We start from the raw sequence: 16,033 nt of genomic DNA, 5'->3' as shown, positions 1-16,033 counted from the left end.
GGCCACCTAAAAACTAACATGCTTTATGTGGCTAGCCAAGTAACTGACGGTGGTTGACGGAGCGTGAAGTGGACCAGGCGCGGCCGGGAGGACGGGGCCGGCTGCGCCGGGGCACGTTCGGAAGGGGCGGGCGGGCGCGAAGCAGCCGACTCGCCGGTACACAGTCCGGGAGTTGTCCACCATTCGCACCCTCGCCCGGCGGTCCGGGCCTGTGCCCGGCGCGCGTGTGCGGTCAGTCGGTAAGGGTGCGGCGGACCCAGGCGGTGCGGGCCCGTAGGGCTGCGGTGGAGAGGGCGGCAGTGGGCACGGCGCCGTCGAAGATGTGGAATCCGCCGGCCCATACGTGCAGTTCGGCCTGGACTCCGCAGGCCCAGAGCCGGCTCGCGAAGGCTACGTCCTCGTCGCGGAAGACCTCGGCGGAGCCGACGTCGATGAAGGCCGGGGGCAGCTTGGACAGGTCGGTGGCGCGCGCGGGAGCGGCGTAGATGCCGACCTCGTCGGTGCCACGGCGCTCGCCGAGCAGCGCAGTCCATCCGGTCTCGTTGCTCTCCCGGCTCCAGGAGCCGGTCCGGGAGTACTGGTGGCTGGAGACGCTCTGGTTGCGATCGTCGAGCATCGGGCTCATCAGCAGCTGGGCGAGGATCGCCGGGCCCTGGCGGTCGCGGGTGAGCAGGGAGACGCCGGCCGCCAGTCCCGCACCCGCGGAGGTGCCGGCGACGAGGATCCGGTCGGGGTCGATGCCCAGCTCGGCGCTGTGGGCTGCGGTCCACAGGAACCCTGCGTAGGCGTCCTCGACCGGGGCCGGGTCCGGGTGCTCGGGGGCGAGCCGGTACTCGAGCGAGACAACGACCGCGCCCAACTCCTCGGCCCAGTCAAGGATGTTCGCGATGCCGGTGAACCGGTCGCCGATGATCATGCCGCCGCCGTGCAGGAAGTAGATGCCCGGCCCCGGGGCGGTCCTGCCGCGAGGGCGGAAGACGGAGGCGGTGAGGTCGCCGCCCGGACCGGGTAGGACGACATCCTCGCGGTCGATCGCCCGGGTGCTCAGCACCTCCTCGATCGGAGCGGTGAACGAGGCGGCACGTAGCGGCCCGATCAACTCCGCCGTGATCGTCGTCGGCAGCGGGCTCGCGGCGAGCATCGCCCCCAGCTCCGGGTCGTAGGGCGGGCGGGCAAGGACCTGGAGCTCGGGTGAAGCGGACACGATGCCTCCTGGGATGAGTGTCGGACCCAATTATGTGGCCGACCACGTAAAAGCTACCCCGGTAATGTGTGGCTGGCAACGTAAATCTTGAGAGCCTTCGCCCCCATCGCTCAGGAGCCGGCTGGATCGACTCCACCGGACACCGGGGCGGGTCAGTTCCACTCCGCCCGTCCCGGCGCGTGACGACCAAGAGCGGGCCCCCGACCCCGCCAACCGCCCGAACCCTCGCCGTAGCCGCTCGACTTCATGGCGCATCATCCGGTCGGCCGCCGCGGGCTCGGCAGGGATCGACCGGCCACCCCAGGGCGAGGCGCGCACGGAACCCCGGCTTCGACAGTGGGCGGGCTGTCGCTGCGGTCTGGCCTGACGGGGCGTCATGCTGACATGTGCGTGCGGATCACCCGGCGGCGGCACAAGGGCGGCAGCGCCGTGCGGTAGGTGCAGCCGGCCACGAACTGACGGATGGGCGGCACAGCGCAGGCCATGTCCTGGAGGGCTCAGGCTTGTGCTGAACGCCCTGGTGCTCTTCAATGCCGGTTACATGGGCGCCGGTGCCACTCGGCTCCGCGCGGATGGATTCGATGTCCGCGACGAGGACATCGCCAGGCTGTGGCATGTCGTCCGGCGCCACGTCAACATGTGCTCGGGCGGTGCTCCTTCCGGCTCCCCGATCTGCCCACTGGTCTGCGGCCGTTGCGCGCCCCGGATGGCGAGTAGCCGCCAGGGATCGTCATGCCCGTGCGTCACGCGCGGGTTTGCGGCAGATCCTCGGGCTCGGCTGGAGCGTTCGCCGGCGACGGGATAGCGGAGTCGCCGCTCTCCTGTTCGGCGCGGCGCTCGGTGTAGGTGGAGCGCACGGCCGGCCAACTCCGGGACGGTGCGGTTTCCTGTCTCAGGCCGGTGAGGACGGCTCGGACGACGCGCTCCGTCTCCCGGGCGATGGCCTCTGGACTGTCGAGGTGAGCGAGGCCGTCGGCGAGCAGGGTGGCGAGTCCGTGGATGGCGGCCCATACGACGAAGTCGGCTCCCGGGCGGGCGGAAGTCGGCAGTGCGCCGGCCTCGACGAGCCGATCGAGTTCCGCGTCGAGGACGTCGTGCGGATGCGGCGAGATTTCGGCGCCAGGACCGGAGGTCCGGGCGCCGAAAGCCAGGCGGGCAACCGAGGGGTCTTCGAGTGCCCACTGGACGTAGCTGCGGCCGACGGCGACCAGACACTGCAAGTGGTCGACACTCGCCCCTGGTTCGGTGGCCATGCCGGCGGCCTGGCTCATGCGCTCGCCCAGTTGGGTGAGCGCCCGCTCGGAGAGTGCGCGCACCAGTACATCGCGTGAGGCGAAGTGGTGGTAGACGGCGCTCGAGCTGACACCGACACGAGCTGACGCCTCGCGCAGTGACCAGCCGTCGACGCCGCGTTCGCGGACCAGCGCCTCCGCGGCATCGAGCAGCGCGTTCCGCAGTTCCCCGTGGTGGTAGTGCCGTTTCACCATGCCCCCAATCTTATCAATGCTCAGATTGCTGTTACATTCGTAGTGCGATCTGAACGCTGCTTAGATTGGAGTGGGGCTCATGTGCGCCACAGAACCTTCAGTGAGCACCGGAAATGTCGACCCGCAGGGTGCCCCTGACGTGAGTGGGGCGCCGGTGCCGGTCGTGAAGGGCGAGCCGGTCGAGATTTCCGACGGCGTCTTCGTGATTCCTGACCAGCGCGTGGAGCTCGTGCCGAACGTAGGCATCGTCCTGGGCGAGAAGGCCGCGCTGGTCATCGATACCGGCATCGGCCCCCGCAACGGCGCGTACGTCCTGAAACAGGCCCGGCGCCTGGCCGGTGACCTGCCGCTGTACCTGACCGTCACGCATTTCCACCCCGAGCATGGCTTCGGCGCGCAGGCGTTCAAGGGCGCCGCCACGATCGTCTACAACCGTGGTCAGCGTGATGAGCTGCACCGCAAGGGCGCCGCCTACATCGACATGTTCAAGGGCCTGAGCCCTGCCGTTGCAGCCGAATTCGAGGGCATCGAGCTCGTCGACCCCGACCTCACCTACGACGGCCAGGCCGAAATCGACCTTGGTGGCCGCACAGCGGTGCTGCGCACAGTCGGCCCGGCACACACGGCCTCCGACCAGACCGTGCTCATCGACGACCGGGTGCTGTTCGGCGGTGACCTGTTCGAGACCCGCATCTTCCCGATCGCGCCCTACTTCCCGCCCTACGACGCCGACCTCGACGGTGCGCGCTGGATCACCGTGCTCGATCGGCTGATCGCCCTCGATGCCGAGGTTGTCGTTCCCGGCCACGGTGAGGTCACGGACACCTCGCTGATCCGCGACGTACGCGACTACCTGACCTACGTCCGCGACGAAGCCGGTCGCCTGCGCGCAAGCGGCGCGTCCGCCGACGAGGCAGCGGCCACCATCGACAAGGCCGCCCGCGCCCGCTGGAGCACCTGGGAGCGGCCTGAATGGATCAGCCTCGCCGCCCAGGCGTACTACGCCGCCGGCCCCGCGAGCTGAAACAGCCGCACAACAAGCCTGAACACCTGCTGCTCGGGCGCCGGCCCGACCGCGTCCTGCCCTTGCGTGGCAGGGTGCGGCGCACACAAATGCCCAGTCGGCCGCGTGAACAGAACACACAGGGACACCGACATCATGAGCACACAGATCAAACCGAGTTCAGGGAACGCGGACGCCCAGGACACGCGCAGCAGACGAGAGCACGGCATCTCGGCCTACGCCAAGGTCTTCGACGTGCCCGAGCAGGAGGTCCCCCTCACCGCACGGGATCGCTCCATCGCCATCATCACCGCCCTGACCGCCCAAGGCGTCTCCGGAGACCGCCTGGACACCCACCTCCAGCTGGCCCGAAAGCACGGGCTGGACAACGAAGCACTCACCGCCCTCATGACGCTCCTGGCCGGCTACGTCGGATACCCCCGAGCCTCCCTCGCCATGGAAACCATTCACGGGTCGTCCACCGGCTATGCCTGACCAGCGGAAAGAGAACCGTCACTCTCGAAAGGCAACAGCTTCTCAGGCCCAGGACCCCGGTCCTGGTCCCGCGGCAGCCGTCAGGCGCTCACGCCCGCCGCGTCCCGTACCTCCACCGACTCCAGCCGCTCGGCGGCCCGTTCCGCCGTCGCGCGCGCCCAGCGTCCGCTGGTCAGCGCGCCCAGGACCAGGACCGCGAGACCGCACCCGGCGATGATCCACCAGCCGGGGCGGGCGGCCGACACGAACGTGTCCTTGTATGCCGAGGCCGCCACCCCGGAGGCCAGCACCGCGCCGACCACGGCGACGCCGAGGGTGCCGCCGATCTGGCGGCTGGTCGAGGCGACGGCGGCGGCGACGCCCGCCTGGCTGCGGGGCATGCCGGAGACGGCTGTGTTGGTGATGGGGGCGTTCACGAAGCCGAAGCCCAGGCCGAAGAGGACGTAACCGAGGACCAGCGTGGCGTTCGAGGTCTCGGCCTCGAAGGCGGCGAAGAGGATGCCGCTCGCGGTCATCGCGACTCCGGCGACCAGGAGTGGGAAGCGCGGGCCCCGGCTGCCGACCAGCCGGCCCGACACGGGAGCGCACACGAAGCACATGGCCGCCATCGGCAGCATCCACAGGCCCGCGTGCAGCGCGTCCAGGCCGCGGACGTTCTGCAGATAGAGGGTCGACAGGAACAGGAAGCCGCTGAGCGCCGCGAACGCGCTGATGGCGATGACGGTCGCCCCGCTGAACGGCGCCGAGCGGAAGAAGCGCAGGTCGATGAGGGGTTCGGAGCGCCGGGGCTCGTACCGCAGAAGGCCGAGCAGCGCGGCGACGGCGATCGCGCCGAAGGCGAGCGTCTTGAGGGTGCCGGAGCTGGGCGCCTCGATGATCGCGTACGTCAGCGAGCCCAGCAGGGCGATGACGAGGAGCTGGCCGACCGGGTCGGGGCGGCGGGCCTTGGGCGCCCGGGACTCGGGCACGTAGCGCAGGGTGAGCAGCAGCGCGGCCAGGCCCACCGGGAGGTTGATCCAGAAGATCGACCGCCAGCCGACCGAGTCCACGAGCAGGCCGCCGACCAGCGGCCCGGCGGCCATCGAGATGCCGATCACGCCGCCCCACACGCCGATCGCGCGGGCGCGCTCGCGAGGGTCCGTGAAGGTGTTGGTGATGATCGACATCGCCACCGGGTTCAGCATCGAACCGCCGATCGCCTGCACCATGCGGAAGGCGATGAGGGAGTCGAGGTTCGGTGCGAGGGAGCACAGCACCGAGCCGATCGTGAAGATGATCAGGCCCGCCATGAAGACCTTGCGCCGCCCGATGCGGTCGGCGGTCGAGCCCGCGAGCATCAGCAGCGAGGCCAGCACCAGGGTGTACGCGTCGATGGTCCACTGCAGGCCCGCCACGCTCGCGTGCAGTTCCTTCTGCATCGAGGGCAGGGCGACGTTCAGAACCGTGTTGTCGAGGCTCACGATCAGCAGGCTCATACAGCAGATCGCGAGCACCAGCATCCGGTGGCGGTGGCTGAGCTCTGGCATTCCATCAGAGTACGCCGTTTTCGATAGTGCGTCTAACTAATGACTGCTACATGATCTTCTCTCTCGTATACGGGGGAGGTGTCCGCCCCAGGGCCGTACGAGCACGCGTCGCCGTACGCGACAATGGGGGAATGTCCACGCCGACCCTCGCTCCCGTGTCCCCGCTGTCGATCGGCCCCCACACCGTGCAGCCGCCCGTCGTCCTCGCACCCATGGCCGGGATCACGAACGCGCCGTTCCGCACGCTGTGCCGCGAGTTCAGCGGCGGCAAGGGCCTGTTCGTCAGCGAGATGATCACCACGCGGGCGCTCGTCGAGCGCAACGAGAAGACCATGCAGCTGATCCACTTCGACGCGAGCGAGAAGCCGCGCTCGATCCAGCTGTACGGCGTGGACCCGGCGACCGTCGGCAAGGCCGTCCGCATGATCGCGGAGGAGGGCCTGGCCGACCACATCGACCTGAACTTCGGCTGCCCGGTCCCGAAGGTGACCCGCAAGGGCGGCGGCTCCGCCCTCCCGTACAAGCGGAACCTGCTGCGGGCGATCCTCCGCGAGGCCGTCAGCGGCGCCGGAGACCTGCCCGTCACGATGAAGATGCGCAAGGGCATCGACGACGACCACATCACCTTCCTCGACGCCGGTCGGATCGCGGTCGAGGAGGGCGTGACGGCGATCGCGCTGCACGGACGCACCGCCGCCCAGCACTACGGCGGTACGGCGGACTGGGACGCCATCGCGCGCCTCAAGGAGCATGTGCCGGAGATCCCGGTGCTCGGCAACGGCGACATCTGGTCCGCTGAGGACGCGGTGCGGATGGTGCGGGAGACCGGGTGCGACGGGGTTGTCGTCGGGCGTGGCTGCCTCGGCCGGCCCTGGCTGTTCGGTGACCTGGTGGCCGCCTTCGAGGGCCGCACGGATGCCTACGCCCGCCCGACGCTGCGCGAGGTCGCGACCGTCATGGTGCGGCACGCCACCCTGCTCGGCGAGTGGATCGGCGACGAGGCGCGCGGTGTCATCGACTTCCGTAAGCACGTCGCCTGGTACCTGAAGGGCTTCGCGGTCGGCTCCGAAATGCGCAAGCGCCTCGCGATCACCTCGTCGCTCGCCGAACTCTCCGGGGGCCTTGCCGAGTTGGAGCTCGACCAGCCCTGGCCCCTCGGTGCGGACGGGCCCCGCGGTCGTACGTCCGGCAACAACCGGGTGGTGCTGCCGGACGGTTGGCTGAAGGACCCGTACGACTGTGCGGGGATCGGCGAGGACGCGGAGCTGGACACGTCCGGGGGCTGAGCGTGGCTCTTCGGGGGCTGCGCTGCGCTTCGGGGGCTGAGCGCCGCTTTGGGGCTGAGCGTGGCTTCGGGGGCTGAGCGCCGCTTTGGGGCTGAGCGTGGCTTCGGGGCTGAGCGCCGCTTTGGGGCTGAGCGTGGCTTCGGGGCTGAGCGCCGTTTCGCACTGCGGTCCGGTGGGGGGTCGGGGCCGTACCGGTACATCCGCCCGTCGTGTGGCGTGCGTACTGCTCGGGGGTGCAGACGGTTCGACTTGGCTGTGCGGAGCTGTGAGCGACGGGCGGTGATGTACCGGCACGGCCCCTTCCGTGCGTGGGCGGCTGCCGGTCGTGCGTGGGTGGCCGCGGTCATGCGTGGTGGCTGCGGGGCGTGCGTGGGTAGCTGCCGGTGATTCGGCCGTCCCCCCCACTGCGGGCAATCGTGCCGCTGGGGCGGCACGGGTGGGCGCAGCGGCACCCGGTGAGCGCCGATGAGCGTACCCGCCCCGAGCCCGGCACCTGCTCGGGGTGCCGGGCTCGGGGTGACCAGAGGCGAGGGGAGTTTGCCGACTGGGGGCGACCCCAGGGTGGTCAGGCGCCCCCTACGGCGGTGAGCAGTGCCAGCGGGGCCGCTGCCGAGCGGGACTCGCGGACGCACGCGTGCGGGTAGGGCACCGGCTCGCCGTGGGTGTCGCGGCCGTAGCCCGCGAGGACCTCGGGGAGACGGTGGCCGGCGGCGGTGGCCGCGTCGACGAGGGCGTGGGCGACCGTGCGGGCCTCGTCGTGCAGGCCGTACCGCGCCAACCCCAGCGTGATCAGCGCGTTGTCGTGCGGCCAGACCGAGCCGCGGTGGTACGAGAGCGGGTGGTAGGCCGGCTGGTCGGCGGCCAGCGTGCGCACGCCCCAGCCGGAGAAGAAGTCCGGCTCCAGCAGTCGGCGGCCGACCAGTTCGCCGTACTCCTTGTCCAGGAGGCCGGACCACAGGAGATGGCCCGCGTCCGACGCGAGCGCGTCCACGTGGTGGCCGTCGCCGTCCAACGCCAGCGCCGGGAAGGCGTGTTCGGCCATCCAGAAGTCCCGCTGGAAGCGGTCGCGGAGGTCACTGGCGGCCTGTTCGAGCAGGGCCGCGTACACCTCGTCGTCCCAGACCGTGCGAGCCAGGTGCGCGGTGCGGCGCAGGGCGTCGTACGCGTACCCCTGCGCGCCCGCTGCCATCACCGGGCCGCTGGGACGGCTGCCGTCGGCCGAACAGATGGCGCCCGGGGAGTCCTTCCAGTTCTGGTTGGCGAGACCGCCGCCGTCCGCGCGGTAGACGAGATAGCCGCGGGAGGTCAGCCCGCCGTGGTCCAGCATCCAGCCGATCGCCGCGCGGGCGTTGGCCTCCAGGCGCCGGGCCAGAGACGGATCACCGGTCTGCTCGGTGTAGGCGCCGAGCAGCACCAGGAACAGCGGCGTCGCATCCACCGAACCGTAGTAACGCCCGTACGGAACCTGTCCGAAGTGCGCCAGCTCACCGTGCCGCACCTCGTGCACGATCTTGCCGGGCTGGGCCACCGCCCCGGCCCCCGTCTCCGTCGCCTGGGTCGCGGCCAGCGCGGGCAGCGTGGCGGCCGCGAGCTGGGGGCGGTAGGGCAGCGCGAAGAGCGAGGTGAGCAGAGCGTCACGGCCCAGCAGGGTGAGGAACCAGGGGACTCCGGCCGCCGGGACACGCAGCTCCTCACCGTCCGGCCCCGTCGCCGGTACCTGCAGCACCGCCAGGTCGGACAGGCCGCGCGCGCAGGCCGCGGCCAGCTCCGGCCAGCCGGTCGGGAAGGGCACGCCCTCAGCGAACTCGCCCTCCAGAGCCAGGAGTTGCTCGTTGGCGGCGGCAGGGGAGAGCGGTACGCGCGGATGGTGCGCGGCACCGTGCGGACGCGCCGCGACCCGTAGCGACAGCTCCGCCGAACCGTGCGGTTCGAGATCCAGGGTCCATACGAGGCGACGCGCGCCCGTGCCCGTCTCCTCGACGCCGTCCGGGGCGGGCTCGGAGGTGACGGTCGTACGGGACCGCCATTCACCGCGCCGGTAGCTGAACTCCACGCCGTCGTCCAGCACTTGGCGCTGGCGGACCACGCCCGTCTTGGCGTACGTACGGTAGTCGGAGCGCAGCTCGAACTGGTCCGTGAAGTCGGCGTCCGCGGTGACCGCGATACGGACCGTCGTGGGCGTCGGACGGTTGCTGGTGACGCGCAGGGCCTCCACGAACGCGCTGTCGGCGACGGCCTGTTCACGGAAGAGCGTGTACGCGGGCGGCTCGGTGCGACCGCCGCGCGGCACCAGTACACAGCGTGCCGTGTCGCCGTCCGCGACCGGCGTGAGCGCCTCGGGCACCGCGCCGTCGACGGTCAGCTGCCAACGGCTGAGGTGCCGGGCGTCCTGTACGAATAACCCGTCCGGGGAGCTGCCGCCCCGCACGCCGCTGATGTCCCCGCCGTCGCCCACGGCGGCGAACGTCCCACCGTGCACGAGCAGATGATGCCGGTCCGTCATCCCCGGTCCCCTCCCTTGGCGCCCGTCTCGAATGCGCTGTGTCGTGTGGTGCTGTGCTCGCTGTGTGCCTTGTCGAACGCGTCGTGCCCCGGGTGGGACACGACCTGGTCCGCCCCTGAGGGCTCGTGCAGCAGGTCCAGCGTCAGCGCGGCCGTCCAGCTGAAGCCGAGTGCTCCGCAGGCCTCGCCGGTGTACGGGTCCACGTACTCCGCGAACCCGGACTCCCCGGCCGTGTCGAGCAGCGCGGCTCGCAGCCCGTCCGCCCGCGCGTGCTCCCCGTGCAGCCGCAGCCCCCGCTCCAGCAGCCAGTTGGTGTTGAACCAGGCCGGCCCGCGCCAGTACCGGTGCGGATCGAACGCGTGCCCGGTCAGGTCGTAACTCGGCACGAGCCGCGTCGCTCCGCCGAGCCCGAAGTGCGGGCCGCTCGTGGTGCGTACGAGGGTGGCGGCGATGTCGCGGGGCAGCGCGGGGAGGATGAGGGGGAGCAGCCCGGCGACACTGCGCTCGGGGATCAGGACACCACTCGGAGAGCGCCGCTCCGAAGCGTGACCGCTGCTCTGGAAGCGCTGCTGAGAAGCGTGAGCAGTGCTCTGTGAGCGCCGCTCCGAATCAAGAGCGCCGCTCCGCGAGCGCCGCTCCGGAACGTGAGCACCGCTCCGCGATCGCTTCTCCGAGCCGAGAGCACTGTTCTCCGGACCGGTAGTGCTGCCCCGTGACCCCTGCCCCGAATCGAGAGCGCCGCTCCGTGACCCCCGCTCCACACCGAGAGCACTGCTCTCGCCCTCGTCCCCGCCATACACATCCCGGCAGAAGAACATCCCCGCCGCTGGATCCCACAGTCGCTCCACGAGCACCGCCGTCAGACGCTCGGCCCGGGCGTGCCGGGCCGTCCCCGCCGCGCCCAGCTCCTGCGCGATGCGCGCCAGCGCGTGTTCCGACGCGATCAGCAGGGCGTTGAACGCCGGATCCTCGACCGCGAACTCGCCGCCCCCGTCCGCGTACCCGCGGTCCCGGTAGTCGGTGGCGAGGCGTACGTACCGTCCGTAGTCGAGGTCGGTCGGACGGTCCTCGGGGGTCCCGTGGTCGAGGTCGGCGCGGCGGAAGGAGCGGGCCGGGGCCGGGGTGATCCGGCTCAGCGGGGCGTCCCAGCAGGGGCTGTTGTCCATGCCCTGTTCCCAGGGGTGGACCACGGAGGCGAGACCCCCGCCGCCCAGGTCCCGGCGGTGCAGGAGATAGCGGTGCCAGGCCGCCAGGCGGGGATACATCCGAGGGAGGAAGTTGCGGGCCCGGGACAGCCCCGGGTCGGCACGGTGCACCAGCCACACGGCGAGCGCGTGCACCGGTGGTTGCACGATGCCCGACGTCTGTACGGTGCGCGGGGCGCCCGCAGCGCGCCCCGCGGTGGAGGAGCGCCAGAAGTCGGGGCTCGGGAAGTACGCGTCCAGTGGCACGGAGGGATTGAAGACGATGTGCGGGATCCGCCCGTCGGCCCACTGCGCACCGAGCAGGGTCTCCAGCTCCGTCTGTGCCCGCAGCGGGGACAGATGGCGCAGTCCGATCGCGATGAACGCGGAGTCCCACGACCACTGGTGCGGATACAGACCGCGCGAGGGCACCGTGGACGTTCCCGTCCAGTTGCCGTTCAGGACCCGGGCGACCCTGAGGCGCAGTGAACCCGCCAGGTCGGCGGGATCGTATACAAGTGATCCGGAACGGCTGATCTCGCCCGGAGCGGGCGAAGAGGGCGGGCCGGAGGTGGGTACGGGAGTGCCGGAGGTGTGCACGGGAGTGGTGGTGCCCGTGCACAGGGCGGTGAGCTGGGTTGTGCTGTCCACTCAGGTCTCCCCGAAGACGTTCGGCCGACCAGTTCGGCAGTAGGTACCGTAGGGTTACGTCTATTTAACACGCAAAACTCAATATGTAATGCAGAGTTGAGGAACGCAAGGGGGTGCGCATGGCGGGAAGGGCAGGGAGAGCCGTGAAGGCCGGAAACCAGGCAAGCGCCGGAGATCTGCTCGAACTGGTGCGCAGTGGCCGTGCCACGACGCGCGGCGCACTGCAGCAGGCCACCGGCCTGTCGCGGGCCACGGTCGGCCAGCGGCTCGACCGGCTCTTCCGGGCGGGCTGGCTCCGCGAGGGTGCGGGGGGTCCGGTGGACTCGCCGCTGGGCGGCCGTCCCTCCATCACCCTCGAGTTCGACGACGCCCACGCCGTCGTCCTCGCCGCCGACCTCGACACCCGGCACGGCCGGGCGGCCGTCCTCACCCTGACCGGCGAGATCCTGGCCGAGCACGCGGGGGTCCTGGTGATCGACGAGGGCCCGGAGGCGGTCCTCGGTGAACTCGGGCGCTGGTTCGCCGAACTGCTGGAGAAAGCCGGCCGCCCGGTGGACGCGGTGTGCGGCATCGGCCTCGCGGTGCCGGGTCCCGTCGACAGCGACACCGGCCGCGTCGTACAGCCGCCGATCATGCCGGGCTGGGACGGCTACGACATAAGAGGACGCCTGGGCCGCGCCTTCGCCGAGCGCTCGGGCGCCAGGGCGGACATCCCTGTACTCGTCGACAACGACGCCAACCTCATGGCGTACGGCGAACAGCGCATCGGATACCCGAACTGTTCGGCGTTCGCCTTGGTCAAGGTCTCCACCGGTATAGGCGCCGGCATGGTCGTGGGCGGCGCCATCTACCGCGGCATCGACGGAGGCGCCGGCGACATCGGGCACATCAGGGTGGGCGCCGACGCGCTGTGCCGGTGCGGCTCGTACGGCTGTCTGGCCGCCGTCGCGAGTGGTGGCGCGGTGGCGCGACGGCTCGCCGAGTCCGGGGTTCCGGCCGCCTCCGGCTCGGATGTGCGCGACCTGCTGACGGCCGGGCACCCGGGGGCGATGGCGCTCGCGCGGGAGGCGGGGCGGCAGGTCGGTGACGTACTGGCCACCGTGGTGACGCTGCTCAACCCCGGTGTACTGATGATCGCCGGGGATTTGGCCGGAACTCCCTTCCTCACCGGTGTGCGCGAGCTGCTGTACCAGCGGGCGCTGCCGCGCTCCACCGCTCATCTGGATGTGGTGACCTCGCAGCTGGGCGAGCGGGCGGGGCTGGTCGGGGCCGGGGCGCTGGTCGTCGAGTACTTGTACGCGCCGGAGCGGGCCGAGGAGCGACTGGCCGCGCTCGGCGTGTGACGGCCAGGGCGCACCCTCGCGCATCCACGCGCCCCAGGCACGCTGGGGTGCCCGCAGGAGTATTCGGGCACATCAGGCGCACACCAGGCGTGTGACATCCCCGTGTCGTGTCCGCATCGTGGTCCGCATGGTGACATTTGGCCGCCTCGTGCGGCGTGATTCTCGCCACCCTTGATAAGGGTTCCGCTCAGATGAGCGGATCTTGGGCGGCTGCACTTCCCTAAGGGGTGGCACTCAGTGCCACCGCTTGATCGTTCATCGATTAAACTCAGACGTGCCAGACGTCGCTCACCTGAGCGACTACAATGGTCTACGAGCGTTGATTCGTTCAAGAAGTGAAAACATCGCGCCTCGATGACTTGCCAAGCTTTGACTTTCGATCTGCTGGCGGACGAGTGGTTACAGGCGCATGACGCGCAAGTGGACGTACCCAGGCGCCTTCGATCTGGGTATGTTCCCCGTCGTCAGGGCAGCCACCGCGACGTCGAGGAGTCGAGACTCGTGTCGGAAAACAAAGATCCCCACGTAGCTGAGAGCGGCGTCGAGGGCGTGAAGTTCGTTTATGACTTCACCGAGGGCAACAAGGACCTCAAGGACCTCCTTGGCGGCAAGGGTGCGAACCTTGCCGAGATGACCAACCTGGGTCTTCCGGTCCCTCCCGGCTTCACCATCACCACCGAGGCGTGCAAGACGTACCTCGACAGTGGCGAGGAGCCGGCGGCACTGCGTGACGAGGTGAGTGCACACCTCGAAGCCCTCGAAACAAAGATGGGCAAGAAGCTCGGCCAGGCCGACAATCCTCTGCTCGTATCCGTCCGTTCCGGTGCGAAGTTCTCCATGCCGGGCATGATGGACACCGTCCTGAACATCGGCCTCTCCGACAAGTCCGTCCTGGGTCTGGTCAAGCAGGCCGGCGACGAGCGCTTCGCGTGGGACTCGTACCGCCGCCTCATCCAGATGTTCGGCAAGACCGTCCTCGGCGTCGACGGCGAGCTCTTCGAGGACGCCCTGGAGGCGGCCAAGAACGCCAAGAAGGTCACGGTCGACACGGACCTCGAAGCGGCCGACCTGAAGAAGCTGGTCACCAAGTTCAAGAAGATCGTCAAGACCGAGGCCGGTCGCGACTTCCCGCAGGACCCGCGCGAGCAGATGGACCTCGCCATCAAGGCGGTCTTCGACTCGTGGAACGGCGACCGCGCGAAGCTGTACCGCCGCCAGGAGCGCATCCCGCACGACCTCGGCACGGCCGTCAACGTCTGCTCGATGGTCTTCGGCAACCTGGGCCCCGACTCGGGCACGGGCGTCGCCTTCACCCGCGACCCGGCCTCCGGCCACCAGGGCGTGTACGGCGACTACCTGCAGAACGCGCAGGGCGAGGACGTGGTGGCGGGCATCCGCAACACGGTCCCGCTCGCGGAGCTGGAGCAGATCGACAAGAAGTCGTACGACCAGCTGATGCAGATCATGGAGACCCTGGAGAACCACTACAAGGATCTCTGCGACATCGAGTTCACCATCGAGCGCGGCCAGCTGTGGATGCTGCAGACCCGCGTCGGCAAGCGCACGGCGGGTGCGGCCTTCCGCATCGCCACGCAGCTGGTGGACCAGGGCCTGATCGACGAGGCGGAGGCGCTCCAGCGCGTGACGGGCGCGCAGCTCGCCCAGCTGATGTTCCCGCGCTTCGACGACCAGGCGAAGGTCGAGCAGATCGGCCGGGGTATCGCGGCGTCGCCGGGTGCGGCGGTCGGCAAGGCCGTCTTCGACTCGTACACGGCGATCAAGTGGTCGCGTTCGGGCGAGAAGGTCATCCTGATCCGCCGCGAGACGAATCCGGACGACCTCGACGGCATGATCGCGGCCGAGGGCATCCTGACCTCGCGCGGCGGCAAGACGTCCCACGCCGCCGTCGTCGCGCGCGGCATGGGCAAGACCTGTGTGTGCGGTGCGGAGGAGCTCGAGGTCGACACCAAGCGCCGCCGGCTGACCGCCCCCGGCGGGGTCGTCGTGGAGGAGGGCGACGTCCTCTCGATCGACGGTTCGACGGGCAAGGTGTACCTGGGCGAGGTCCCGGTCGTCCCGTCGCCGGTCGTCGAGTACTTCGAGGGCCGGATGCACGCGGGCGCCGACGACGCCGATGAGCTGGTCGCCGCGGTGCACCGGATCATGGCCTACGCGGACCGGGTGCGCCGCCTGCGGGTCCGCGCCAACGCCGACAACGCGGAAGACGCCCTGCGGGCCCGACGCTTCGGCGCCCAGGGCATCGGCCTGTGCCGTACCGAGCACATGTTCCTCGGTGACCGGCGCGAGCTGGTCGAGCGCCTGATCCTGGCGGACACGGACGCCGAGCGCGAGGAGTCGCTGAAGGGTCTGCTGCCGCTCCAGAAGCAGGACTTCGTCGAGCTCTTCGAGGCGATGGACGGCCTCCCGGTGACGATCCGTCTCCTGGACCCGCCGCTGCACGAGTTCCTGCCGGACATCACCGAGCTGTCGGTCCGTGTGGCCCTCGCGGAGTCCCGCAAGGACTCCAACGAGAACGACCTGCGCCTGCTCCAGGCGGTGCACCGGCTGCACGAGCAGAACCCGATGCTGGGCCTGCGGGGCGTGCGTCTGGGCCTGGTCATCCCCGGTCTCTTCACCATGCAGGTACGGGCGATCGCGGAGGCCGCGGCCGAGCGCAAGAACGCGAAGGGCGACCCGCGGGCGGAGATCATGATTCCGCTCGTCGGCACCGTCCAGGAGCTGGAGATCGTCCGCGAGGAGGCCGACCAGGTCATCGCGGAGGTGCAGGCGGCGACGGGTACGGAGCTGAAGCTGGCGATCGGCACGATGATCGAGCTGCCGCGCGCCGCCCTGACGGCAGGCCAGATCGCGGAGGCGGCGGAGTTCTTCAGCTTCGGCACGAACGACCTCACCCAGACGGTGTGGGGCTTCAGCCGGGACGACGTGGAGGCCTCCTTCTTCACGGCGTACCTGGAGAAGGGCATCTTCGGTGTCTCCCCCTTCGAGACGATCGACAGGGACGGCGTCGGTTCGCTGGTGAAGTCCGCGGCGAAGGCCGGCCGCGAGACGCGCCCCGACCTGAAGCTCGGCGTCTGCGGCGAGCACGGGGGTGACCCCGAGTCGGTCCACTTCTTCCACGAGGTGGGTCTCGACTACGTCTCCTGCTCGCCGTTCCGGATCCCGGTGGCACGCCTGGAGGCGGGTCGCGCGGCGTCGACGTCGAAGGGCAGCGACCACCGCTGATCCCCTGAGACCCCCGGAACCGCTGTCGGTCGTCCTGACCCTCACCGACAGCCAGCGGTCCCGGCGCACCACGAGAGGGCGGTACCCCTGTGCGGGGGGTGCCGCTCT

10 protein-coding genes and 1 pseudogene are annotated in these 16,033 nt (G+C 70.2%); 6 read left to right on the top strand and 5 right to left on the bottom strand.

Features of this window, described 5'->3' with window-relative positions:
* Positions 1 to 232: 232 nt before the first annotated feature.
* A complete protein-coding gene (locus ACIBK0_RS01595; RefSeq protein ID WP_399074414.1) occupies positions 233 to 1,204 on the bottom strand; it encodes an alpha/beta hydrolase in 972 nt (323 codons plus the stop codon).
* A gap of 490 nt (positions 1,205 to 1,694) precedes the next feature.
* Here ACIBK0_RS01595 and ACIBK0_RS01590 point away from each other — a divergent pair.
* Positions 1,695 to 1,921: pseudogene (locus ACIBK0_RS01590) on the top strand (Tn3 family transposase); the annotation flags it as partial.
* Between the two features lie 26 nt (positions 1,922 to 1,947).
* Here ACIBK0_RS01590 and ACIBK0_RS01585 read toward each other — a convergent pair.
* Positions 1,948 to 2,691 carry a TetR/AcrR family transcriptional regulator gene (locus ACIBK0_RS01585; protein ID WP_399074412.1) on the bottom strand — a complete coding sequence of 248 codons (744 nt, stop codon included), beginning with the start codon at positions 2,689 to 2,691 and terminating at the stop codon, positions 1,948 to 1,950.
* Positions 2,692 to 2,830: 139 nt separating this feature from the next.
* Between ACIBK0_RS01585 and ACIBK0_RS01580 the strand changes: the two genes are divergently transcribed.
* Together ACIBK0_RS01580 and ACIBK0_RS01575 are read left to right on the top strand one after the other, a co-directional pair.
* Positions 2,831 to 3,715, top strand: a complete 885-nt coding sequence (locus ACIBK0_RS01580; RefSeq protein ID WP_399074410.1) for an MBL fold metallo-hydrolase — start codon at positions 2,831 to 2,833, stop codon at positions 3,713 to 3,715.
* A gap of 135 nt (positions 3,716 to 3,850) precedes the next feature.
* Positions 3,851 to 4,189, top strand: coding sequence for a carboxymuconolactone decarboxylase family protein (locus ACIBK0_RS01575; RefSeq protein WP_399074408.1), 339 nt, complete (start codon positions 3,851 to 3,853; stop codon positions 4,187 to 4,189).
* Positions 4,190 to 4,269: 80 nt separating this feature from the next.
* Here ACIBK0_RS01575 and ACIBK0_RS01570 read toward each other — a convergent pair whose 3' ends face one another.
* Positions 4,270 to 5,715: an MFS transporter gene (locus tag ACIBK0_RS01570; RefSeq protein ID WP_399074406.1), complete on the bottom strand. Its 1,446-nt coding sequence runs from the start codon at positions 5,713 to 5,715 to the stop codon at positions 4,270 to 4,272.
* A 131-nt stretch (positions 5,716 to 5,846) separates the two neighbouring features.
* On the opposite strand from ACIBK0_RS01570, the gene dusB reads away from it, so the two are divergent.
* Positions 5,847 to 7,001 (top strand): tRNA dihydrouridine synthase DusB, encoded by a 1,155-nt coding sequence (gene dusB, locus ACIBK0_RS01565; RefSeq protein ID WP_399074404.1) that lies wholly within the window; start codon positions 5,847 to 5,849, stop codon positions 6,999 to 7,001.
* A gap of 565 nt (positions 7,002 to 7,566) precedes the next feature.
* On the opposite strand, the gene ACIBK0_RS01560 is transcribed toward dusB, so the two are convergent.
* Both ACIBK0_RS01560 and ACIBK0_RS01555 read right to left on the bottom strand, forming a co-directional pair.
* On the bottom strand, positions 7,567 to 9,504 hold the full coding sequence (locus ACIBK0_RS01560; RefSeq protein ID WP_399074402.1) for a glycogen debranching N-terminal domain-containing protein: 1,938 nt from the start codon (positions 9,502 to 9,504) through the stop codon (positions 7,567 to 7,569).
* Complete coding sequence (locus ACIBK0_RS01555; protein ID WP_399075104.1) at positions 9,501 to 11,225, bottom strand: MGH1-like glycoside hydrolase domain-containing protein; 1,725 nt, start codon at positions 11,223 to 11,225, stop codon at positions 9,501 to 9,503. The genes ACIBK0_RS01560 and ACIBK0_RS01555 overlap by 4 nt, the downstream gene beginning before the upstream one ends.
* Positions 11,226 to 11,458: 233 nt before the next feature.
* On the opposite strand from ACIBK0_RS01555, the gene ACIBK0_RS01550 reads away from it, so the two are divergent.
* On the top strand, positions 11,459 to 12,682 hold the full coding sequence (locus ACIBK0_RS01550) for an ROK family protein (RefSeq protein WP_399074400.1): 1,224 nt from the start codon (positions 11,459 to 11,461) through the stop codon (positions 12,680 to 12,682).
* Between the two features lie 501 nt (positions 12,683 to 13,183).
* A complete protein-coding gene (ppdK, locus tag ACIBK0_RS01545; RefSeq protein ID WP_399074398.1) occupies positions 13,184 to 15,925 on the top strand; it encodes a pyruvate, phosphate dikinase in 2,742 nt (913 codons plus the stop codon).
* Positions 15,926 to 16,033 lie beyond the last annotated feature (108 nt).

The sequence above is a fragment of the Streptomyces sp. NPDC050564 genome (genome assembly GCF_044457265.1).
Taxonomy (GTDB): domain Bacteria; phylum Actinomycetota; class Actinomycetes; order Streptomycetales; family Streptomycetaceae; genus Streptomyces.
This window is presented reverse-complemented; position numbering and strand designations above follow the sequence as displayed.